Source organism: Pseudomonas kairouanensis, from assembly GCF_004682055.1.
Taxonomy (GTDB): Bacteria; Pseudomonadota; Gammaproteobacteria; order Pseudomonadales; family Pseudomonadaceae; genus Aquipseudomonas; species Aquipseudomonas kairouanensis.
Window position 1 is genome coordinate 15,991 of record NZ_QUZU01000036.1, and the last position, 22,553, is coordinate 38,543.

Here is a 22,553-nt window from a genome sequence, read left to right on the forward strand (position 1 = left end):
CGATTTTTGTCAGAAAATACCTGCATTTTTGGCGTCAAATAATCCCGCGTTCAGCCTTTGTCTGCGCGACTTTATCGCGTAGATACACGGGCGCAGCCTGATCGGCCGCAATGGCCTCGCCCCGCTCGAAAGCGAAGCGGGCCAACGCCAGCAGGTCCTCGGCGTGGGGCAACATCGCTGCATCCTGGCCAATCAACGGCACAGCGATGCGCTCGCCATACCCCCAGCCGGTGCCAGCACCAAACCAGTCACCGCTGGCACCCTGCGGCAATACCGAAGCCTCGGGCGGTTGCACGGCTTCAACACCCACCAGGCGCATTTCGCCCGCGGTTTCGCGGTAGCAGCCCCAATAGACTTCATCCATGCGCGCATCGATAGCCGCAGCCACCTGATGGGCGCCGTGCTCGCGCAACGCGCGCTGGGCCAGTACCGCCAGGTTGGACACCGGCAACACCGGGCGCTCCAGCGCAAACGCCAGGCCCTGCACCACGCCGATGGCGATGCGCACGCCAGTAAAGGCGCCCGGACCACGGCCAAAGGCGATGGCATCTACCGCCGCCAAGGTAATGCCTGCGTCTTCCAGCAACTGCTTGATCATCGGCAACAGCTTCTGCGCATGCAGGCGCGGGATCACCTCGTAGTGGCTCGTGACCTTGCCATCATGCAGCAGGGCAACGGAGCAAGCTTCAGTCGCGGTGTCCAGGGCCAGCAGGGTGCTCATCGGTGTAGGTGTCCAAGTCGAAAAAAAGTGCGCCAGTATAAACAACAACGGCCCGCAAGCGGGCCGTTATAGGTGTAGCCAGTCGAAGGATCAGCTCAGTGCTTGCAGCACCTTGGCCGTGATCGCTTCTACCGAACCCACGCCAGGGATGTGGCTGTACTTGGGCTTGCCTTGTGCAGCCGACAGCTTCTGGTAGAAGTCCACCAGCGGCTTGGTCTGGGAATGGTAGACCGACAGGCGATGACGCACGGTTTCTTCGGTGTCGTCTTTACGCTGCACCAGCTCTTCGCCGGTCACATCGTCCTTGCCTTCAACTTTTGGCGGGTTGTAGACGGTGTGGTACACGCGACCCGAGGCTTCGTGAACGCGACGACCGGCAATACGCTGCACGATCTCTTCGTCTTCAACCGCGATTTCAACCACTGCGTCCAGCTCGACGCCAGCTTTGACCAGGGCTTCAGCCTGGGGAATGGTGCGCGGGAAGCCGTCGAACAGGAAACCGTTCTTGCAGTCTTCCTGGCTGATGCGCTCTTTGACCAGGTTGATGATCAAGTCATCGGACACCAGGCCGCCGCTGTCCATTACGCTTTTGGCGATCAGGCCCAGCTCGGTGCCGGCCTTGACTGCTGCACGCAGCATGTCGCCGGTGGAGATTTGTGGAATGCCGAATTTTTCAGTGATGAACTTTGCCTGAGTACCTTTACCGGCCCCGGGAGCTCCCAGCAGAATGACGCGCATTGATGTGCTCCTCAATTTTTATAGAGATGACGCTCGGATTCGCCGCGTGGGGCCAATCGCGTAAAAATAATGTGGTTCCAGACCGATCAAACGGCCAAAGGCTGATCAAGATACACAGCGGGCCCTATCCATACAAGCCGCCAAAAGTCGCAGGAACCCCGCCGCACCTGCTTCAAAGGTAGGGTGTGCCTGAGTGCAACCCGAGCACTCAAACTTCGGCCGCCCGTTTCGGGGCGGCCGTTGTGGTTTGCCTGCAAGCCCTTGAGTACACGCAAAAAAATGCTAGCCGGTGTTGCGCAAACCCGCCGCAATACCGGCCACGGACACCAGCAGCGCCTGTTCCAGAGGGCTGTCCTGCGCTGCTTCCTGTTGACGCGAGCGCGCCAGCAACTCGGCCTGCAACAAGTGCAGCGGGTCGAGGTAGGTGTTGCGCAAGCGGATGAACTCCAGGGTGTCCGGGCTGTGGGCCAGCAACTGCGACTGGCCGGTCAGGCCAAGCACCACACGGCACGCCTGCGACAATAGGTCGCGCAAGTGCGCACCCAATGGCAGCAGGTCTGGCTGCACCAGGCGTTCGTCATACAACTGCGCTATATCGGCATCGGCCTTGGCCAGCACCATTTCCAACATGTCGATGCGCGTGCGGAAGAACGGCCACTGCTCACGCATCTGCCCCAGCAAATCGCCCTCGCCGCGCTCCAGGGCCTTGCTCAAGGCCGCTTCCCAACCGAGCCAGGCGGGCAACATCAAGCGGGTCTGGGTCCAGCCGAAGATCCACGGGATGGCCCGCAGGCTTTCAATCCCGCCGGCACGGCGCTTGGCCGGGCGACTGCCCAGGGGCAAACGGCCCAACTCCTGCTCTGGGGTGGACTGGCGGAAGTACTCGACGAACTGCGGATTTTCCCGCACCACGGCGCGATAAGCGCTCACACCGTCTGCGGCCAATTCATCCATCAAATGGCGCCAGGCCGGCTCGGGTGGTGGCGGCGGCAGCAAGGTGGCTTCCAGCACCGCTGCCAGATAGAGGTTGAGGTTCTGCTCGGCGATATCCGGCAGGCCGAACTTGAAGCGGATCATCTCGCCCTGTTCGGTGGTACGAAAGCGCCCCGCCACCGAGCCCGGCGGCTGCGACAGAATCGCCGCATGGGCCGGGCCGCCGCCACGACCAACCGTGCCCCCGCGACCGTGGAACAGCAGCAGTTCCACCTGTTGTTCGCGGCAGATATCCACCAGGCGTTCCTGCGCCCGGTATTGCGCCCAGGCGGCGGCGGTGGTGCCGGCGTCCTTGGCCGAGTCGGAATAGCCGATCATCACTTCCTGCGGGCCTTGCAGCCGGGCGCGGTAGCCCGGCAGCAGCAACAGCTGTTCGATCACGGGGCCGGCGTTGTCCAGGTCGGCCAGGGTTTCGAACAACGGCACCACGCGCATTGGCCGCAGCACCCCTGACTCTTTAAGCAGCAATTGCACGGCGAGCACGTCTGACGCGGCACCCGCCATCGAGATGACGTAAGAGCCCAAGGATGCGGCCGGCGCGGCGGCGATTTCCTTGCAGGTGTTCAACACTTCTGCGGTATCGGCCGACGGCTTGAAATACCCCGGCAACAACGGTCGACGGTTGGCCAGCTCCTTCATGAGGAAGCTGATGCGCATCTCCTCATTCCAGTCTTCGTAACGCCCAAGGCCCAGGTAATCGGTGATCTCGGTCATGGCCGCCGAATGGCGGCTGGAATCCTGGCGTACATCCAGGCGTACCAGGAACAGGCCGAAGGTCACCGCACGGCGCAAGCAGTCGAGCAACGGGCCATCGGCGATCACGCCCATGCCGCATTCATGCAGGGACTGGTAGCACAGCTCCAGCGGGTCCAGCAGGTCGCGGTTGTTCTGCAGCACCTCAGCGGACGCCGGGGTGCTGCTGCTCAGTGCGGTGTGCGCCCATTGGCGCGTGGCGCGCAGACGTTCACGCAGTTGCTTGAGCAGCGCGCGGTAAGGTTCGACGCTGTCACCGACCTTGGCCTGCAAGGCCGGACTGGCCTGTTGCATCGACAGCTCGGACGCCAGGTGGTCGATGTCCCGCAGGTACAGGTCGGCCGCCATCCAACGCGCCAGCAGCAGTACTTCGCGGGTGACCGGCGCGGTGACATTCGGGTTGCCGTCTCGGTCGCCGCCCATCCACGAGGCGAAGCGAATCGGCGCCGCCTCAAGCGGCAGGCGCAGGCCGGTGGCGGCGTGCAGGGCCTGGTCGGCCTTGCGCAGGTAATTGGGGATGGCGTGCCACAGCGAGTGCTCGATCACCGCAAAGCCCCATTTGGCTTCATCCACCGGGGTTGGTCGGGTGCGGCGGATTTCTTCGGTGTGCCAGGCTTCGGCAATCAGGCGTTGCAGGCGCTCGCGAATCTGCTCGCGCTCGGCGCTCGTCAAGTCGCGGTGATCCTGCAGCGCCAATTGGGCAGCGATGGCATCGTACTTCTGGATCAGGGTGCGCCGCGCCACTTCGGTGGGGTGGGCGGTGAGGACCAGTTCGATCTCCAGGCGCCCCAACTGGCGGGCCAGGGACTCGTTGCTGTGGCCTTCGCGCTGCAAGCGCGCCAGCAACTCGGGTAACACACGAGCCTCGAACGGCGCCGGCTGGGATTCATCGCGCCGGTGGATCAGTTGGTATTGCTCGGCAATGTTGGCCAGGTTGAGGAACTGGTTGAAGGCCCGGGCCACCGGCAGCAGTTCGTCTTCCTGCAACGTATTGAGGCTGGCGCTCAGCTCGTCGCCAGCACCGTGGCGGTCGGCCTTGGCGCCTTTGCGGATCTGCTCGATCTTGTCGAGAAACTCATCACCGTACTGCTCTCGAATCGTATTACCCAACAGTTCACCCAGCAGGTGAACGTCCTCACGCAAGCGTGCATCGATATCACTCATCAGCCAATCTCCAGCCAGAAATCCGGGACGCGCAGGTTTGCCAGAGTGCCGCCAGCATCGTTTTATGACAAGACTTTAAACCTTGTGAGTTGCAGCTAGTCTCAACACTTGAGTCGCCCGTGTTTATCCATGCGAGCGGCTGGTCACTCATCACCGCCTGCCACCGCAGGCTTTATTGAGGTTGCCATGAAAATTCGAGAACTGGCCCAGCATTGGGAAGAGAACGCCAAGGGTCGCTTGACCAAGACCGAGTACGCCATCCATTTGGATGTAGAGTCCGCCGCACGGCTGGCGGCCATTGCCGAGATGTACCCCAAGCGCAGCACCGAGGAACTGCTCGGCGAGCTGATTGGCGCCGCCCTGGAAGAGCTGGAAGCCAGCTTTCCCTACATCAAGGGCCAGCAGGTGGTGGCCACCGATGAAGAGGGCGATCCGCTGTATGAAGACGTGGGCCCTACCCCGCGTTTCCTGACCTTGTCCCGTCGCTATCTGCATGATTTGTCGGCCAGTGCCGACAAACCGAAACACTGACACCTCCCGTCAAACCCCTTGTATTCCGGGCCTTGCATAGGCCCGGTGTACCCCTGCGCAACGCAGAAGTTCCAAGTTTTTTACGCTGACCATTCAGTCAGATATTTTTTTAGGCAAATCGCCATCTTCTCTGAACTATTCAAAAAAGCCTCCGGTCACAGCCAGTAAGCCATCACTTGGAACGGCCGTTTGAACAGGCGTCATGTGCCTTATCCGCCGGGCCCGCAACCGACCTCCCAAGATGGATGTTGAAGTTTTTCAGGAGTTATCCAATGGAGTTGAAGACGATGAAGACCAGCACTGCCAAATCCTCGTTTAACCACCTGCGCGGGCTCAAATTGGCCGCGCTGGCAATCGGCACCAGCTTCGTCCTGGCGGGCTGCGCCGGCAACCCGCCGACCGAGCAGTACGCCGTGACCCAGTCTGCCGTGAACAGCGCCGTGAGCGCCGGCGGCACCGAGTACGCTGCCGTAGAGATGAAGTCGGCCCAGGACAAGCTCAAACAAGCCGAAATCGCCATGCACGACAAGAACTACGACGAAGCCCGTCGCCTTGCCGAGCAAGCCGAATGGGACGCCCGCGTTGCAGAGCGCAAGTCTCAGGCGGCCAAGGCTGAACAGGCTGTGAAGGACTCCCAGAAAGCTGTTCAGGAGCTGCGTCAGGAAGGCATGCGCCCCGCTGTGATCAAACAGCCGTAAACCGCCGCCACTGACTGCATTGCACCCGATATCGAATTGAAAGGACGACACGACTATGCGTAAACAATTGATGATCCCTGCCCTGCTGGCGATGAGCGTTGCCCTGGCAGCTTGCTCCACCCCGCCAAACGCGAACCTGGAAAACGCACGGACCAACTACTCGGCCCTGCAAGCCAACCCGCAAGCCACCAAGGTTGCGGCGCTGGAAACCAAGGACGCCAGCGAATGGCTGGACAAGGCCGACAAGGCTTTCCGCGACAATGAAGACCAGAAGAAAGTTGACCAACTGGCCTACCTGACCAACCAGCGCGTTGAAGTGGCCAAAGACACCATCGTGCTGCGCGAATCCGAAGCCAAGCTGAAAAACGCCGGTGACGAACGTGCTCGCGCCCTGCTCGAAGCCCGTGATGCGCAGATCAAGCAACTGCAAGACAGCCTGAACGCCAAGCAGACCGATCGCGGCACCCTGGTGACCTTCGGTGACGTGCTGTTTGCCACCAACAAGTCTGACCTCAAATCCAGCGGCCTGGTGAATATCACCAAGCTGGCGCAGTTCCTGCGCGACAACCCAGACCGTAAAGTGATCGTCGAAGGCTACACCGACAGCACCGGTTCCGACGCGTACAACCAGAGCCTGTCCGAGCGCCGTGCGGCCTCTGTGCAACGTGCACTGGCGCAGCAAGGGGTGGATATCTCGCGCATCGTGACCCAGGGTTACGGCAAGGAATACCCGGTTGCCGATAACGGCAGCGTTTCGGGCCGTGCCATGAACCGCCGCGTTGAAGTGACTATCTCCAACGACAACCAGCCAGTTGCGCCACGCTCGTCCGTTGCCAACTGATGGTTTGATGCAATAAAAAAGACCCCCGCCCAATGGCGGGGGTTCTTTTTTGGGTGGGTTTTACTTAGAAGCTAATGGAGCCTTTGCTCTGGGCTGCAACCATGGTGATCTGACCGCTCTCCCCTTGATCGCCAGCCTGCGCGCCCTGGCCACTTTGAGCCGCCTGGGTGAGCTGCTCCATTAATTTCTTGATCAACTCCATGATGTCCTCTGCGCCCCCTGAACCCTGGGCGCCGCCGGAGCCCTCTGTGCCTTTGGCTTGAAGTTGCTTCTGCAAATCGGCGATCTGCTTCATGAGCGCATCTGCGCCGCCGCCCTGCTGGGAGGCATTGCCAAAATTGCCCAAGCTGCTCATCGCCGAAAAACCGCTGATTGCGTCCATAAATTCTGACTCCAGACCTGATTGAAAAGTGAACCGATCAACGACACCGATCAGTCCAGAATCTGTGGCGAGCGAGTCGAATTGGTTCCGGTCTGGCGCACAACTGACACGCACCGAATGAAGAATCGGCGCGATTCAAGGTGTCTTCCTACTGCTGCAGTTGCGGTGTCTCCTGGCCCAGGCAACGCACGGCCTGTTTCTTGTTGTTCACCAGCACGCCGCTGAGGCCTTTTTGTTCGGTATCAAACATCACCAACACGCCATCGACACACTGCGCGACCTGTGCGGCGGGGGTCAGTGAGATTTTGTAATCCTCTCCGGGCACGGTCTTGAGCATGGTGAAGTCACTGAGCAGCAGCGCGTCGTCCGGCTTGGCGAAGTGCAGGTAACCGTAGAACCACAGGCAACCGACGGTGCCGATGATGGTGCCGATGCCGGTGAGGATCAGCGGGATCATGTTGCGTTCTTCGCTCATTGCGGGCTCTCTGATGAATCAACGTTAGGAGTGGGGTAGTTCGCAATCTCACCCAGGCGGCGCAGGCCGTTGAAGTGCTGCGGGTCGTCCAGATAGCGCAGCATCACGGTTTGCCAGGTCTTGTCGGCAAACGTCTGCACATGGCCGCCACGGGTCAGTTGCAACACCCTGGGCGGTGGTGCGGCCTGGTACAGGCGGATGCCATTGGCCAGCGGCACAATCGGGTCATCCAGGCTGTGGAACAGCAGTTTCGGCACACCGGTCAATTGGGGCATGGCGCGGATCGCACTGTCGCCGTCCGGCACCAGCCAGGACAGGGGCACCTGGAACGGCCATGTTAACCAGGAGGTGCTGAGGGCAAATTGTCCTACGTCACGATAACTGGCGGGCACGCCATCCAGTACCAAGGCCTTGAGCTGAGCCTGGCGCTGCGGGTGCTCGGCCAGGTAATGCACGGCCAATGCGCCGCCCAGGCTTTGGCCGAGGACGATCAAAGGTTGGTGCTGGGTGTCGGGGGCCTTGTCGATCCAACTGAACGCTGCGTCGATGTCCTGGTAGATCGCCAGCAACGAGGGCTTGCCTTCGGACAGGCCATAGCCGCGATAGTCCAGCAGCAGCACTTGATAGCCCTGCTCGGGCAACCACCAGCTTCCACCCAGGTGCCAGGCCAGGTTGCCGCCATTGCCGTGCAGGTGCAGCACCGTGCCTTTGATCGGCACGCCGGGTTTTGCGGGCAGCCACCAGGCGTGGAGCTTTACCCCGTCGGCGGTGGTGAGGGTGATGTCGCGATAGGCCAGGCGGGCCTTTTCCGGGGTGAAGGGCAGCCCCGGTTCGGGGTAGAACAGCAGGGAGCTGCAGCCGTTCAAAGTCAGTAGCAGGCACAGAATGCCGAGGATTCTCATCCGTTGAAGCCTCTTGATTGACTCGAAATATCCAAACCTATGGAGATCCAAATGTGGGAGGGGGCTTGCTCCCGATTGAGGTGGGTCAGAAACATATTAATTGACTGACGCACTGCAATCGGGAGCAAGCCCCCTCCCACACAAACCTCCCACTTTTCTAATCCCGTTTCCTCAGTCATATCCCCTACAGGATATTGGAGTAATCCGCCTCGATCCGATCCAGGCTCAGGTGGTTGAGGAAGTTGGAGAAGCACATCCACGCCGCCAACGCGTTCATGTCGCGAAACTGCTCCGGCAGGTACTTGGGCGGCACCACCAGGCCTTCGTCCACCAGTTGGCGCAAGGTGCGCATGTCTTCCAAGGTGGTCTTGCCGCAGAACAGCAGCGGCACCTGCTCCAACTTGCCTTTGCGCACGGCCAACTGGATGTAGTTGTAGACCATGATAAAGCCCTTGAGATAGGACAAATCCTTGGTAAACGGCAGACCGGTCGGCACCGAGCCTCTGAATACGCGGCTGGCGTTGCCGTAGCTTTCGGCCATCTCAAAGCCTTGCTCGCGGAAGAACTCGAACACCTGCAGGAAGTCGGCGCCCTCCTCCACCATGTGGATGGCACGGGTGCGGTTGGTGAGTTTGCGCAGGCGGCTGGGGTAGGAGGCGAAGGTGATGATCTCCATCAGGATCGCCAGGCCTTCCTGAGTCACGGTGGACGACGGCGGGCCCTTGGACAGGAAAGTACAGATCGGCTGGTTCTGGCCATTAAGGGTGGTGCCAACGTGCACCAGGCCTTCATGCACTTCCAGGGCACGTACGTCGCGGTCGTTGAACATCGCGTCGGCGCGGATCTTGATGTAGTCGGCGCCCGCCGCTGCGTCGGCAACGATACCGTCGGACTCGAACACGCGAATGGTTTCTTCAGCCTCGCCAAACACCTTGTTCAGGCGGGTTTGCAGCAGGGCCACGGCGTCCTTGGCGGTGAGGGTCTTGGCCTCGTCTTTCAAGTCGCCACGGCCGTCGATGTTGTTCAAGTAGTCGGAGAGCATCAGGCCCAGGTCGGCCAGTGTGGGGTCGCCGGCATGGAACGCATCGGAGGCGGCGCCGTACAGTTCCTGGGAGATCAGGCCGAAATCCTCGGTGCCGCGCGCTTCGAGCATGCGCACCACCATGCGGTATTCCTTGCACATGCGGCGCATGATCTGCCCCACCGGGCTGAACTGACCGAGGCGTCGGGTGATGTCGCGCTCGATGTTCTGGAACTCCAGCTTCACCGCGCTGGAATCGAACGACAATGGCCGGTTGAGGTAATAGTCGCGGTTGACGGCGGGCATTTCCTTGCCCTTGGCCTTGAGGAACCCCTGACGGATGTTCTCGTCCCACTTCACGGCGTCGAGGACGCGAATCGGTGTTTGCGCCAGCACAATGCGATCAGACAAGGTGCGTATCGTCTGCTGGTAATCGTCCACCCGGTGCTTCCTCTTTAAACGTTATTTGCCCGCACGCTGGTAGCGCACGGCTTCCACAAACACATCGGCATTGGCCGGGTCATCCAGGTAGGCAAATACCTGGTCCATGGGGCTGTCCACCGCTATGCCGTCGCCTTCGACGGTTTCCACGGCGCTGCCGTGCAAGTGGTTCTGGTTGAGGGCCTGGTGGATCGCGTCCAGGTCCAGGTTGTAGACCACCAATTCGTGTTGTTCGTTGAATTCGAAGCCGCCAAGGATGAATTGCCCGCCGAATCTGGCCGGCAATGGCGCCGAAAAATACCAACGACTGCCATGGCGCGACACCGTAAACAGGTACTCGTCACGCTGGCCGGGCTTGGCTGTAGGGTAGCTCACTGCTTTGTAACGCTGGTCACCGGCGCGGGTGATGTGCAGGTTGAGTGGCTCGCCCCAGGCGTTTTTGCTCGACCATTGGCCCAATAAACCTTTTGGCGCGGCTTCATGGGCGGGCAGTGGGTTCTTGAAGGTCACCAGGCAACCGCTCAATAGCAGGAACGATAAGGCGATTGCTAGAACACGCCAGGTTTTCATCATGAACTCCACGGTGATATAGGCGGGACCGCTCCCACACAAAGCAGATGCAGTAAATAGCTACACCGAAGCCAACACCAAATGCATGTAACGCTTGAGAATCTCAAGCATCTCTTCACCGGTCAGTGGCTCTGCGCCGCCCAGCAGGCCCTGATATTCCATCCGACTGATTATCGCCGTCAACACTTTGGCATCCTGTTGTGGCTCACGAGAGCCCAACACCTGGAAAAACTGCCCCGTGCCCTGCAACAGGATCTGCTGGTGGGAGCGCACCAATTCCGCCAGGCGGGGGTTCAGCAGGGCCTCCTGGCGAAAGGCCTGTTCAGCCATCAGGTATTCACGGCGGTTGGTCAATTGACGCAAGACGTAGTCCGCGGTGAGCCGTGCAATGTCGTCGGCCAGTTGGGACCGCGACTGCGGGCTGCCATCACCGTAGGCGACCATCTCCCGTAGCAGCCCTTCATTGCGCACCCAGAACTTGCCCATGAACGCGGCGCTGCGTTCGACGTATTGGGCGAAGGTATCGGTGAGCAGGTCATCGATGTCCTTGAAGTAATAGGTGGTGGCCGACAGCGGCACCCCCGCTTCCGCTGCCACGGCCCGATGGCGTACGGCACGCACCCCATCGCGCACCACGATGCGCATGGCTGCATCGAGAATGTCTTGCCTGCGCTGCTCGCTGCCCCGACGACTGGCCTTGCGGCCCTGGTACTGGACGCTTTCAACCACGGCAGCGGCAATGCCGGCGGCGCCTTCCTGAGCGATTACGCGGTTCACGACACACATCCTTGAAAAGATCAAAACCTGGCGCTGTTTGCTTGACGCTTAATAACGCCACATAAAAAAGCCGCCTTATAAAAGGCGGCTTCGGATTTCGCTACGCTTACGCTTGTGGCCGCATGTGCGGGAACAAGATCACGTCGCGGATCGACGGCGAGTTGGTCAGCAGCATCACCAGGCGGTCGATGCCGATACCTTCACCGGCGGTTGGCGGCATGCCGTATTCCAGGGCGCGAACGAAGTCTGCGTCGTAGTGCATGGCTTCGTCGTCACCGGCGTCCTTGTCAGCCACCTGGGCCATAAAGCGCTCGGCCTGGTCTTCCGCGTCGTTAAGCTCGGAGTAGGCGTTGGCGATTTCACGGCCGCCGATGAACAGCTCGAAACGGTCAGTGACGTTCGGGTTGTCATCGTTGCGACGGGCCAGCGGCGACACTTCGAACGGGTACTGGGTAATGAAGTGCGGCTGTTCCAGCTTGTGCTCCACCAGTTCTTCGAAAATCATCACCTGCAATTTGCCCAGGCCTTCGAAGCCCAGCACCTTGGCGCCGGCTTTCTTGGCGATGGCGCGGGCCTTGTCGATGTCGTTCAGGTCGTCAGCGGTCAACTCAGGGTTGTACTTGAGGATCGAGTCGAACACCGACAGGCGCACGAACGGCTCGCCGAAGTGGAACACCTTGTCGCCGTACGGCACGTCGGTGCTGCCCAGGACCAACTGCGCCAGCTCGCGGAACAGTTCTTCGGTCAGGTCCATGTTGTCTTCGTAGTCGGCGTAGGCCTGGTAGAACTCCAACATAGTGAATTCTGGGTTGTGACGGGTCGAAACGCCTTCGTTACGGAAGTTGCGGTTGATCTCGAACACTTTTTCGAAGCCGCCAACCACCAGGCGCTTGAGGTACAGCTCCGGCGCGATACGCAGGAACATTTCCATGTCCAGCGCGTTGTGGTGGGTTTCGAACGGCTTGGCTGCGGCACCACCAGGAATGGTTTGCAGCATCGGGGTTTCCACTTCCAGGAAGTCACGCTGCATCAGGAAGGTGCGGATGTGGGCGATCACTTGCGAACGCACACGGAAGGTGTGGCGCACGTCTTCGTTGACGATCAGGTCGACGTAGCGCTGGCGGTAGCGCTGCTCGGTGTCGGTCAGGCCGTGGTGCTTGTCGGGCAGCGGGCGCAGGGATTTGGTCAGCAGGCGCACGTTGGTCATTTCAACGTACAGGTCGCCCTTGCCGGAACGGGCCAGGGTGCCTTCGGCGGCGATGATGTCGCCCATGTCCCAGGTTTTCACCGAGGCCAGGGTTTCTTCAGGCAGGGTCTTGCGGTTGACGTAGACCTGGATGCGCCCGGTCATGTCCTGGATCACCATGAACGAGCCACGGTTGAGCATGATGCGACCTGCCACCTTGACCGGGATCGCAGCCTCTGCCAGCTCTTCCTTGGTCTTGTCCGCGTACTGCTTTTGCAGCGCATCGCAGTAGTTTTCGCGACGGAAGTCATTCGGGAAGGCATTGCCCTTGGCGCGCTCGGCAGCAAGCTTTTCCTTGCGCAGGGCGATCAGGGAGTTTTCTTCCTGTTGCAGGGCTTGCGGGTCGAGTTGTTGGTCGCTCATGTCTTTAAATTTTCCATCAGGTTCGTTGCCCCAGCCTTCGGCTGGGGATCGCGGGCAAGCCCGCTCCCACAGGGATCGGGGGTATCAGCCAATCCCGCATAGCATGTGTTACAGGCCTGATTTCAGGCTGGCTTCGAGGTATTCGTCGATATCGCCGTCGAGCACCTTGTCGCAGTCGCTGCGTTCGATGTTAGTGCGCAGATCCTTGATCCGCGAGGCATCGAGCACATAAGAACGGATCTGGTGACCCCAGCCGATATCCGACTTGGTGTCTTCCAGCGCCTGGGAAGCCGCGTTGCGCTTCTGCATTTCCTGCTCGTACAACTTGGCCCGCAGCATTTTCATGGCGGTGTCCTTGTTGGCGTGCTGGGAACGTTCGTTCTGGCAGCTGACCACGGTGTTGGTCGGTACGTGGGTGATACGTACGGCCGAGTCGGTGGTGTTTACGTGCTGGCCACCGGCACCGGAGGAGCGGTAGGTGTCGATGCGCAGGTCGGCAGGGTTGATCTCGATTTCCACCTTGTCGTCGATCTCGGGGGAGACGAACACGGCAGAGAACGAGGTGTGGCGACGGTTGCCGGAGTCGAACGGGCTTTTACGCACCAGGCGGTGCACGCCGATCTCGGTACGCAGCCAACCAAAGGCGTATTCACCCTTGATGTGCACGGTCGCGCCCTTGATACCGGCCACTTCACCGGCCGACAGTTCCATGATGGTGGCGTCGAAACCGCGTTTATCCGCCCAGCGCAGGTACATGCGCAGCAGGATGTTGGCCCAGTCCTGGGCCTCGGTGCCGCCGGAACCGGCCTGGATGTCCAGGTAGGCGTTGTTCGGGTCCATTTCATGGCTGAACATACGGCGGAATTCGAGTTTGGCGAGGTTTTCCTCGAGACGGGCCAGCTCGGCGACGACATCGCCCACTGCGCCTTCGTCGTCTTCTTCGACGGCCATGTCCAGCAGGTCACGGCAATCGGCCAGACCGGTGTTCAGCTCGTCGAGGGTGTCGACGATCTGCGCCAGCGCAGCGCGCTCGCGCCCCAGTTCCTGGGCGTATTCAGGTTTGTTCCAGACAGCCGGATCTTCAAGCTCGCGGTTGACCTCGGTCAGACGCTCATGCTTTTGATCGTAGTCAAAGATACCCCCGAATAGTTTCGGAGCGCTCGGACAGGTCCTTGATGGTGTTAAGGATCGGGTTGATTTCCATGGCGGGCAGCACTCGTTGGCGAACTTTTGAAAGCCGGCGAGTATAACGGCAAACGGGGGGGAGCGGCAGCCCGCTTGGCGAAAAGGCGGGGGTTTGCATACGATCTCAAGACCAATGAAATTCAAATGTGGGAGGGGGCTTGCCCCCGATGACAGTGTGTCAGCCAAACATCAGGCGGCTGACCTACCGCTATCGGGGGCAGGCCCCCTCCCACAAAAGCCCCCTCCCACCGTTGGATTCGCGCTGACCCCTGGTTATTCGATCCCCACCTGATTGCGCCCATTATGCTTGGCCGTATACAACCCCTTGTCCGCCGCCAATATCAGCTGCCGACAATCCGTGCCCTGCTGCGGCGTCATGGTCGACAAACCAATGCTGACCGTCAGGCTTGCCCCTTCCGCCGGGGCGATATGGGGGATTTTCAGCGCGGCAACCGCCATGCGCAGCTTCTCGGCCACCAGCCGCGCACCACCGGGCGACGTATTTGGCAGCACCAGCGCAAACTCTTCGCCGCCGTAGCGCGCCGGCAGGTCCGAAGGGCGGCTGCTGGCTTCGCGAATGGTGTCGGCGACTTTGCGCAAGGCTTCGTCGCCTTCGACGTGACCGAAGCTGTCGTTGTAGGTCTTGAAGAAGTCCACGTCGATCATCAGCAGCGACAGCTGGGTCTGGTCACGCATGGCGCGGCGCCATTCCAGTTCCAGGTATTCGTCGAAGTGCCGGCGGTTGGACAGCCCGGTGAGGCCGTCGGAGTTCATCAGCCGCTGCAGCACCAGGTTGGTATCCAGCAGCTGCTGCTGGCTGACCCGCAGCGCACGGTAGGCTGCATCGCGCTGCAGCAGGGTCATGTAGGAACGCGAGTGATAGCGAATGCGCGCTACCAGTTCGATGTTGTCTGGCAGCTTGACCAGGTAGTCGTTGGCCCCGGCCGAGAACGCCGCGCTCTTGATCAGCGGGTCTTCCTTGGTGGAGAGCACGATGATCGGGATGTTCTGCGTGGCCGGGTGGTTGCGGTATTCGCGCACCAGGGTCAGGCCATCAAGGCCAGGCATTACCAGGTCTTGCAGGATCACCGTCGGTTTGATGCGGATGGCCTGGGCAATCGCCTGGTGCGGGTCGGCGCAAAAGTGGAAGTCGATGTTTTCTTCGTGGGCCAGGCCGCGTCGCACGGCTTCGCCGATCATGGCCTGGTCGTCGACCAGCAGCACCATGGCGGCGTTTTCGTCGGTCTTGATGTCGTCGATCTGTAAATCATTCATGTGCAATCACCTGAATTACTACCTGCAAGCCAACACCGCGGAGGGTAAACATCATTTTGAAAATACCTCCAGCAATCGGGGCGCAATTCTATCCAGTGGGCGAATTTCAACAGCAGCATCAATTGCCGCCGCCGCTTTGGGCATGCCATACACCGCACAGCTGTGCTGATCCTGGGCGATGGTCAAATAACCTTGTTCTCGCAGCAACTTGAGGCCCTGGGCCCCATCGCGACCCATGCCGGTCAGCAATACGCCGACGGCGTCGCCATTCCAGTGGCTGGCCACGCTTTCAAAAAACACATCGATCGAAGGCCGGTAAATTTCATTCACCGGCTCTGCGGTATAGGCGAGCGTGCCATTTTTCAATAGCCGAATGTGGTGATTGGTGCCGGCCAGCAGCACCACGCCGCTTTGCGGCGCCTCCCCCTCGCGGGCCAGGCGCACCGGCAGGCCCGAGGCACTGCTCAGCCACTCGGCCATGCCGGCGGCGAACACCTGGTCCACATGCTGCACCAGCACAATGGCGGCGGGAAAGTCTTGGGGCAAGCCCTTGAGCAGGATTTCCAGGGCCGCCGGGCCGCCGGCCGAAGAGCCGATGGCCACTAAGCTCTCGCGCTTGCCGGTGATGCGCGGGGGCGCGGTTTCGGCGCGTACACGGCTGCCACGCTGGCCAATCAGCCAGCCGATGTTGAGGATCTTGCGCAGCAGCGGCGCCGCCGCATCCTTGGGGTTGCCCACGCCCAGAGGCGGCGTGTCCACCACATCCAGGGCACCATGGCCCATGGCTTCGAAGACGCGACTGACGTTGGCCTGACGGTCGACGGTCACGATGACGATAGCGCACGGCGTCTCAGCCATGATCTGGCGCGTGGCTTCCACGCCGTCCATCACCGGCATGATCAGGTCCATCAGGATCAGGTCGGGCGTCAATTCCGCGCAGCGCTGCACGGCTTCCAGGCCATTGCTGGCCACCCACACCACCTGATGCGCGGGCTCGAAACTCAAGGCACGGCGCAAGGCCTCCACCGCCAGGGGCATATCATTGACGATTGCAATCCTCATGCCCGCGCGCCTCCGATCAGTTCCACCACGGCGTCCAACAGGGCGTCATCGTGGAAACTGGCTTTGGCTAAATAATAGTCGGCGCCGGCATCCAGGCCACGGCGTCGGTCTTCTTCACGGTCTTTGTAGGACACCACCATCACCGGCAACGATTGCAGGCGACTATCACGACGCAAAAGTGTGACCAATTCAATACCGTCCATGCGAGGCATATCAATATCAGTGATCAACAGGTCAAAGTCTTCGGAGCGCAACGCGTTCCAGCCGTCCATGCCATCCACCGCCACCGCCACTTCGTAACCCCGATTGAGCAGCAATTTGCGTTGCAGCTCACGCACGGTGAGCGAGTCATCCACCACCAGCACCCGTTTGCGCGGCGCTTCGCTGGTCTGCTGGCTGCGCCGGGCGATGCGTTCCAGGCGGCCGGTGTTGAGCAGTTTGTCCACCGAGCGCAGCATGTCTTCCACATCGACAATCAGCACCACCGAGCCATCGTCCAGCAGGGCACCGGCGGAAATATCCTGGACCTTGCCCAGGCGATCATCCAGCGGCAGCACCACCAGGGTGCGCTCGCCGATAAAGCGTTCTACGGCAATCCCGTAGACCGCATCGCGCTCGCGGATCACCACCACTTTCAAGGTTTCGTCGTTGTTCTGCCCAGGCGGGCGCTGCAACAACTGGCTGGCGGCGACCAGGCCGACATGCCGGCCTTCGTGCCAGAAGTGCTGGCGACCTTCCAGTTGCACGATGTCGTCTGGCGCCAGGTCGCACATGCGTTCGATATGGGCCAGCGGGAACGCGTAGGCTTCCTCGCCCACCTCCACCACCAGGCTGCGCACCACCGACAGGGTCAAGGGTACTTCCAGGTGGAAACGGCTGCCCTGCCCCGCCGTCTGCTCCAGCACCACCGCGCCGCGCAGTTGGCGCACCATGTGCTGCACCGCATCCAGGCCGACGCCACGCCCGGACACTTCAGTAACCTTGTCCCGCAGGCTGAACCCCGGCAGGAACAGGAACGTCAGCAACTCCTCCTCGCTCAGGCGCTGGGCGGTTTCCAGCGGCGACAAGTGCCGGTCGACGATGGTGCCGCGCAGGCGCTCCAGGTCGACACCATTGCCGTCGTCACTCAATTCCAGCACCAGCAAACCGGCCTGGTGGGAAGCGCGCAGACGGATCAAGCCTTCGGCGGGCTTGCCGGCGAGCATGCGTTGCTCAGGCATTTCAATGCCATGGTCGACCGCATTGCGCAGCAGATGGGTGAGCGGCGCTTCAAGCTTTTCCAGTACGTCGCGGTCGACCTGGGTCTTTTCGCCCTCGATCTCCAGGCGTACCTGCTTGCCCAGGCTGCGGCCCAGGTCGCGCACCATGCGCACTTGCCCGGCCAGCACATCGGCAAACGGGCGCATGCGGCAGGCCAATGCGGTGTCGTAAAGCACTTGGGCACGCTGCCCGGCCTGCCAGCCGAACTCATCGAGCTCGGCGGTTTTTTCCGCCAGCAGGGCCTGGGCTTCGGCGAGCAGGCGACGGGTATCGGCCAGGGCTTCCTGGGCTTCGAGGTTCAGGTCCAGGGTCTTGAGCTGGCCGTCCAGGGTGTCCAGGGCGCGTACGCCTTGGCTTTGCATGCGCTTCAAGCGTTGCAGGCTGGCCAGGTACGGCTTGAGCCGCTGGGTTTCCACCAGGGACTTGCTCGACAGGTCCAACAGGCTGTTCAGGCGTTCGGCGGTCACGCGCAGCACGCGTTCACCGCCTTCGGTCATGCGTTTGTTCTGGCGTTGCGGTTCGGCGACGACCGGCGGCGCGGGCTCCGGCTCCGGTGGCAGCTCCTCGACCACCGGGGCCCGCTGCGGTGCAACGGGCGGCGCCACGCTAACAACCGGCGCCTGGGACGGATCGAGCAAGCGCTCCATCAGCGCCACATAGGCCTCGACATCCGCTGGGCCTACGGTGTTGCCGGGGGTGGCGATGCGCATCAGCAGGTCGGTGCCTTGCAGCAGCGCATCGATATGCTCGGGCTGCAGGTACAGGCGGCTTTCCTGGGCACTGACCAGGCAGTCTTCCATCACATGGGACACGCTGACCCCAGCGTCCACCCCGACAATCCGCGCCGCGCCCTTGAGCGAGTGGGCGGCGCGCATGCAGGCTTCGAGCTGGTCGGCCTGGGTCGGGTTGCGCTCCAGGGCCAGCAGGCCCGCGCTCAGTACCTGGGTCTGTGCGTCGGCTTCCAGGCTGAACAGTTCCAGCAGCGAGGCATCGCGCATCTGGTCGGGGGTCATGTAAGGCTCCGGGTCACGGCAGACAACAATTGCGCCTCGTCCAGCCAACGCAGGCTGCGGCCTTTCCACTGCAACACGCCCTGGGTATAGCGTGCACTGGCCTGCGTGCCGGACACCGACGCGGCCTTCAAGGTACGCTCATCGATGGCGTGGATGCCGTCGACTTCATCCACCGGCACCACCACCGGGCCGTCCTGGGCGGCGATGATCAGCATGCGCGGCATGATGCGCCCGCCAGTGTTGCCATTGTGGGTGGCATCCAGGCCTAGCAGCTCCACCAGCGACAGGCACGCCACCAGCGCGCCACGCACATTGGCCACGCCCAGCAAGGCGCGGGAACGCTGGTGCGGCAGGGAGTGGATCGGTTGCAGCGGCGCCACCTCCACCAGACAGCGGGTGGCGATGCCCAGCCACTCCTCGCCCAGGCGGAACATCAACAGTGAACGAGTGACCACTTCCTCGCCACGCTCGACGGCAGCGCGAGGGCGGTGGTCGTCCTGCTGCAAGGCATAGCGGTCCAGCAGGCGCGTGGCGGCCGCGGAATACACCGAGCAGTTGCGGCAATGAATATGGTCCACCAGCAATGGGCACGATTTGTCGCCATGGATGCCGATGCGGTTCCAGCAGTCGTCGATGGCTTGGGTGTCGGCCAGGGTCAGGTCCAGGCCTGCGGTATTGAGCGCCTCAGTGCTACTCATCGTTTGGACTCACTGTCTGCTCGCTCACTCCGGGCGGCGCGTGCCTGCAAGCGGCGCGCCCCCGCACTGTCGCCCTGGGATTCGAGCAACGCGGCCAGGTGCATCAGGGCCTGCGGGTGCTGCGGTTCCAGGTACAAGGCTTTGCGGTAAAACCCCTGGGCTTGCAGGGCGCTGCCATCCACATCGCTGAGCAGCCCCAGCCAGTAGAACACCTGGGCGGCCGGCGGGTGGCTGTTCAAATAGTGCTCGCATGCGGCACGGGCCTCGGCGCTCTTGCCTTCGTTGGCCAGCGTGGCGATGCGACTGAGCAAGGTATCGGCATCGGAGGACGGCGCCTTGATCGGCACCACCTGCGCGCTGACCGTGCTGAATGGACGCGGCTTGACCGGCACCGATGCCGCCGTGCGCACAGGGGGCGGCATGGGCACCGGCACGTACACCGGCTCAGGCGCTTGTGGCGAACCCTGGCGGCTGTACGCGAACGACTGCGGCACGCCAATCGAACGCATGCCATGGCGCCCCAGCAGGCTGCCCTCGGCGGGGCCGATAAACAGCACGCCGTCGACGTGGGTCAGGCCCTTGAGCACTTCGAACACTTGCTTCTGGGTCGGCTGGTCGAAGTAGATCAGCAAGTTGCGGCAAAACACGAAGTCGTAGCTGGCTTCATTGGCCAGCAGCGTCGGGTCGAGCAGGTTGCCCACTTGCAGGCGCACCTGTTCACGCACGCGGTCGGCCATATGGAAACCGTCGCCATATTCAACGAAGTGCCGGTCACGAAAGGCGATATCCCCACCACGAAACGAGTTTTTGCCATACACCCCACGGCGCGCACGTTCCACCGACAACGGGCTGACATCCAGCCCCAGCACCTTGAACTGGTGCGGCGCGAGGCCCGCGTCCAGCAGGGCCATGGCGATCGAATAAGGTTCCTCACCCGTAGAGCACGGCAGGCTGAGGATGCGCAGTGCACGCATTTGCTTGAGTTCGATCAGCCGCGCCTTGGCCAACTTGGCCAGGGTCACGAAGGATTCGGGATAACGGAAAAACCAGGTCTCGGGCACGATCACCGCTTCGATCAGCGCCTGCTGCTCATCCTGGGAGCTTTGCAGCAACTGCCAGTATTCACCCGGCGTCTGCCCTGGGGTGGCGTGGATGCGCTGGCGCACGGCACGTTCGATGATGGCCTCTCCCACCGAAGCCACGTCCAGGCCGATGCGCTCCTTGAGGAAGGCAAAGAAACGCGGGTCGTTGCTCATACGCTCAACTCGGCTGAAAACAACAGGGCACGCACGTCATCGGTGAGCAGGTCGTTCACGCCGATCCACTGCATCAGGCCCAGCGCATCTTCGCGCACCGGCCCCAGGTAGGGCGCCTGGCGGTTATCCAGGCCATAAGGTTGGAATTCGGCCGGGTCGCAACGCAGGGTGTCGGTGGCTTGTTCAAGGATCAACCCCAGCCAGCGTGCTTCGCTCCACGGCTGGGGTTGGTAGCTGACCAGCACCAGCCGCGTGCTGGTCCGGGCCTGGGCCGGGGCGCCGAAGGTCAGGGCACTCAGGTCGATCACCGGCACCAGCGCACCCCGGTGGGCAAAGATGCCCGCCACCCACACGGGCGCATGGGCGATGGGCTTGAGCGGCAGGCGCGGCAGCACCTCGGCCACTTCGGTGGCCTTGAGGGCGTAGCGTTCGCTGCCGATGTGGAACACCAGGAACAACGCCTTTTTCGCTGCCGGGACGGCGCCGCGTTTAGCCGCGAGGTCGCTCATCAGACTTTGAAACGCGACACGCCGCTGCGCAGACCGACCGCAACCTGGCTCAGTTCATCAATGGCAAAACTGGCCTGGCGCAGCGACTCCACGGTCTGGCTGCTGGCATCACCCAACTGCACCAGCGCGTGGTTGATCTGCTCGGCACCGGTGGCCTGGGCCTGCATGCCTTCGTTGACCATCAACACCCGCGGCGCCAGCGCCTGTACCTGGTGGATGATTTGCGACAGCTGCTCGCCCACTTGCTGCACTTCGAACATGCCCCGGCGTACTTCTTCGGAGAACTTGTCCATGCCCATCACGCCCGCCGACACCGCCGACTGGATCTCGCGCACCATCTGCTCAATGTCGTAGGTGGCCACGGCGGTCTGGTCGGCCAGGCGACGGACTTCGGTGGCAACCACGGCAAAACCGCGCCCGTATTCACCGGCCTTTTCGGCCTCGATGGCCGCGTTGAGCGACAGCAGGTTGGTCTGGTCGGCGACCTTGACGATGGTCACCACCACCTGGTTGATATTGCCGGCCTTCTCATTGAGGATCGCCAGCTTGGCGTTGACCAGGTCGGCGGCGCCCATCACCGAGTGCATGGTTTCTTCCATGCGCGCCAGGCCTTGCTGGCCGGAGCCGGCGGCTACCGAAGCCTGGTCGGCGGCGGTGGACACTTCGGTCATGGTGCGCACCAGGTCCTTGGAGGTGGCGGCGATCTCGCGGGACGTGGCGCCGATCTCGGTGGTGGTCGCCGCGGTTTCGGTGGCGGTGGCCTGTTGCTGCTTGGACGTGGCTGCAATCTCGGTCACCGAGGTGGTGACCTGCACCGATGAGCGCTGGGCCTGGGACACTAGGGCCGTAAGCTCGGTCATCATGTCGTTGAAGCCGGTTTCCACCGCATTGAATTCGTCCTTGCGCTCCAGGTTCAAGCGCTTGCTCAGGTCGCCGCCGCGCATGGTTTCGAGGATTTCAACGATGCGTTGCATCGGCGCCATGATTGCGCGCATCAGCAGCAAGCCACACAGGCCGGCAGCCAGGATCGCTACGACCAGGGACAGAAACATGCTGATTTTCGCCGCCGAAACGGCGTCATCGATGGCATTGGTCGCACGATCGGCGACGTTCTTGTTTTCGGTGATGATGTCATTGAGCTTCATGCGGCCTGCGGTCCAGGTCGGCGTGAGCTGGGTATCAAGCTCTTTACGCGCGGCGGCCAGGTCGCCACGTTGCAGGCTGTCGAGCACCGCAGACAAGCTTTTGTTGTAGGCCTGGTGCAGGGCTTCGAATTTGTCGAACTCGGTACGATCAGTGCCGCTGGCGATGGTTTTTTCGTAGTTGTCCATCTGCTGCAGGATGCGCGCCTCGAAGGACTTGAACTCGGCCCTGTCGGCATCGCTGAGCTGCTTGTCTTCGCGCAGGCCCAGTAATTCGAGGGTTTGCAGGTAACTGTCGACCCACGCACTGCGGATCATGGAACTGAGGTAAACCCCCGGCACCGCGTCGTCACGGACCGCGACTTCGCTGGTTTCGATCTTCAGCAACCGTGAATAGGAGACCACAACCATTAACAGCATGATGGCGATAATGACCGCAAAACTTGCCAAGATCCGTTGGCGCAAGGTCCAGTTCTTCACAGTAATTCCTCGAAGGGCCATTCAAATGAGGGGGAGTATAGCTGAGCATAAGCCCTC

Annotated in this window: 21 protein-coding genes; 3 read left to right on the forward strand and 18 right to left on the reverse strand. The window is 61.7% G+C overall.

Features of this window, described 5'->3' with window-relative positions; genetic code table 11:
- Nucleotides 1–34 precede the first annotated feature (34 nt).
- The 3 genes from tsaB to ppc form a co-directional block, all read right to left on the reverse strand.
- Nucleotides 35–721: a tRNA (adenosine(37)-N6)-threonylcarbamoyltransferase complex dimerization subunit type 1 TsaB gene (gene tsaB, locus DYL59_RS23330; RefSeq protein ID WP_135291292.1), complete on the reverse strand. Its 687-nt coding sequence runs from the start codon at nucleotides 719–721 to the stop codon at nucleotides 35–37.
- A 90-nt stretch (nucleotides 722–811) separates the two neighbouring features.
- Nucleotides 812–1,459, reverse strand: coding sequence for an adenylate kinase (gene adk / locus DYL59_RS23335; RefSeq protein ID WP_135291293.1), 648 nt, complete (start codon nucleotides 1,457–1,459; stop codon nucleotides 812–814).
- A gap of 282 nt (nucleotides 1,460–1,741) precedes the next feature.
- Nucleotides 1,742–4,369, reverse strand: a complete 2,628-nt coding sequence (ppc, locus tag DYL59_RS23340) for a phosphoenolpyruvate carboxylase (protein ID WP_135291294.1) — start codon at nucleotides 4,367–4,369, stop codon at nucleotides 1,742–1,744.
- 186 nt (nucleotides 4,370–4,555) lie between these two features.
- Between ppc and DYL59_RS23345 the strand changes: the two genes are divergently transcribed.
- The 3 genes from DYL59_RS23345 to lptF all read left to right on the forward strand — a co-directional run bounded on the left by DYL59_RS23345 (nucleotide 4,556) and on the right by lptF (nucleotide 6,439).
- The gene (locus tag DYL59_RS23345) at nucleotides 4,556–4,900 is read left to right on the forward strand and encodes a pilin assembly protein (protein ID WP_135291295.1); all 345 of its coding nucleotides are present in this window, start codon (nucleotides 4,556–4,558) and stop codon (nucleotides 4,898–4,900) included.
- Between the two features lie 287 nt (nucleotides 4,901–5,187).
- Nucleotides 5,188–5,598, forward strand: coding sequence for a DUF4398 domain-containing protein (locus tag DYL59_RS23350; RefSeq protein WP_185707453.1), 411 nt, complete (start codon nucleotides 5,188–5,190; stop codon nucleotides 5,596–5,598).
- A 55-nt stretch (nucleotides 5,599–5,653) separates the two neighbouring features.
- Complete coding sequence (gene lptF, locus DYL59_RS23355) at nucleotides 5,654–6,439, forward strand: lipotoxin F family OmpA-related lipoprotein LptF (RefSeq protein ID WP_135291296.1); 786 nt, start codon at nucleotides 5,654–5,656, stop codon at nucleotides 6,437–6,439.
- A 64-nt stretch (nucleotides 6,440–6,503) separates the two neighbouring features.
- Here lptF and DYL59_RS23360 read toward each other — a convergent pair whose 3' ends face one another.
- The 15 genes from DYL59_RS23360 to DYL59_RS23430 form a co-directional block, all read right to left on the reverse strand.
- Nucleotides 6,504–6,821, reverse strand: coding sequence for a hypothetical protein (locus tag DYL59_RS23360; protein ID WP_135291297.1), 318 nt, complete (start codon nucleotides 6,819–6,821; stop codon nucleotides 6,504–6,506).
- A gap of 148 nt (nucleotides 6,822–6,969) precedes the next feature.
- Nucleotides 6,970–7,296: a PA3694 family proteiin gene (locus tag DYL59_RS23365; RefSeq protein WP_135291298.1), complete on the reverse strand. Its 327-nt coding sequence runs from the start codon at nucleotides 7,294–7,296 to the stop codon at nucleotides 6,970–6,972.
- Nucleotides 7,293–8,198 (reverse strand): alpha/beta hydrolase, encoded by a 906-nt coding sequence (locus DYL59_RS23370; protein WP_135291299.1) that lies wholly within the window; start codon nucleotides 8,196–8,198, stop codon nucleotides 7,293–7,295. Before DYL59_RS23370 ends, DYL59_RS23365 begins: the two co-directional genes overlap by 4 nt.
- Nucleotides 8,199–8,382: 184 nt before the next feature.
- Entirely contained in the window at nucleotides 8,383–9,660 is a 1,278-nt protein-coding gene (locus DYL59_RS23375) for a flavohemoglobin expression-modulating QEGLA motif protein (protein WP_078047176.1), read from the reverse strand.
- Between the two features lie 21 nt (nucleotides 9,661–9,681).
- Nucleotides 9,682–10,230 carry a hypothetical protein gene (locus DYL59_RS23380; protein ID WP_135291300.1) on the reverse strand — a complete coding sequence of 183 codons (549 nt, stop codon included), beginning with the start codon at nucleotides 10,228–10,230 and terminating at the stop codon, nucleotides 9,682–9,684.
- A 60-nt stretch (nucleotides 10,231–10,290) separates the two neighbouring features.
- Nucleotides 10,291–11,007, reverse strand: a complete 717-nt coding sequence (locus tag DYL59_RS23385) for a TetR/AcrR family transcriptional regulator (RefSeq protein WP_135291301.1) — start codon at nucleotides 11,005–11,007, stop codon at nucleotides 10,291–10,293.
- A 106-nt stretch (nucleotides 11,008–11,113) separates the two neighbouring features.
- The gene (gene lysS, locus DYL59_RS23390) at nucleotides 11,114–12,616 is read right to left on the reverse strand and encodes a lysine--tRNA ligase (protein WP_135291302.1); all 1,503 of its coding nucleotides are present in this window, start codon (nucleotides 12,614–12,616) and stop codon (nucleotides 11,114–11,116) included.
- Nucleotides 12,617–12,724: 108 nt separating this feature from the next.
- Nucleotides 12,725–13,820 (reverse strand): peptide chain release factor 2 gene (gene prfB / locus DYL59_RS23395; RefSeq protein WP_122487826.1). Its coding sequence is split into 2 segments (ribosomal slippage): nucleotides 12,725–13,747 and nucleotides 13,749–13,820, totalling 1,095 coding nucleotides; the frame shifts between segments, so codons are not numbered across the junction.
- Between the two features lie 254 nt (nucleotides 13,821–14,074).
- A complete protein-coding gene (locus DYL59_RS23400; RefSeq protein ID WP_135291303.1) occupies nucleotides 14,075–15,076 on the reverse strand; it encodes a diguanylate cyclase in 1,002 nt (333 codons plus the stop codon).
- Nucleotides 15,077–15,127: 51 nt separating this feature from the next.
- Entirely contained in the window at nucleotides 15,128–16,138 is a 1,011-nt protein-coding gene (gene cheB, locus DYL59_RS23405) for a chemotaxis response regulator protein-glutamate methylesterase (protein WP_135291304.1), read from the reverse strand.
- Nucleotides 16,135–18,411 (reverse strand): hybrid sensor histidine kinase/response regulator, encoded by a 2,277-nt coding sequence (locus tag DYL59_RS23410; protein WP_135291305.1) that lies wholly within the window; start codon nucleotides 18,409–18,411, stop codon nucleotides 16,135–16,137. Before DYL59_RS23410 ends, cheB begins: the two co-directional genes overlap by 4 nt.
- Entirely contained in the window at nucleotides 18,408–19,109 is a 702-nt protein-coding gene (locus tag DYL59_RS23415; protein ID WP_135291306.1) for a chemotaxis protein CheW, read from the reverse strand. The genes DYL59_RS23410 and DYL59_RS23415 overlap by 4 nt, the downstream gene beginning before the upstream one ends.
- Entirely contained in the window at nucleotides 19,106–20,365 is a 1,260-nt protein-coding gene (locus DYL59_RS23420) for a CheR family methyltransferase (RefSeq protein ID WP_135291307.1), read from the reverse strand. The genes DYL59_RS23415 and DYL59_RS23420 overlap by 4 nt, the downstream gene beginning before the upstream one ends.
- The gene (locus DYL59_RS23425; RefSeq protein WP_135291308.1) at nucleotides 20,362–20,874 is read right to left on the reverse strand and encodes a chemotaxis protein CheW; all 513 of its coding nucleotides are present in this window, start codon (nucleotides 20,872–20,874) and stop codon (nucleotides 20,362–20,364) included. The genes DYL59_RS23420 and DYL59_RS23425 overlap by 4 nt, the downstream gene beginning before the upstream one ends.
- The gene (locus DYL59_RS23430) at nucleotides 20,874–22,517 is read right to left on the reverse strand and encodes a methyl-accepting chemotaxis protein (RefSeq protein ID WP_420359301.1); all 1,644 of its coding nucleotides are present in this window, start codon (nucleotides 22,515–22,517) and stop codon (nucleotides 20,874–20,876) included. Before DYL59_RS23430 ends, DYL59_RS23425 begins: the two co-directional genes overlap by 1 nt.
- Nucleotides 22,518–22,553 lie beyond the last annotated feature (36 nt).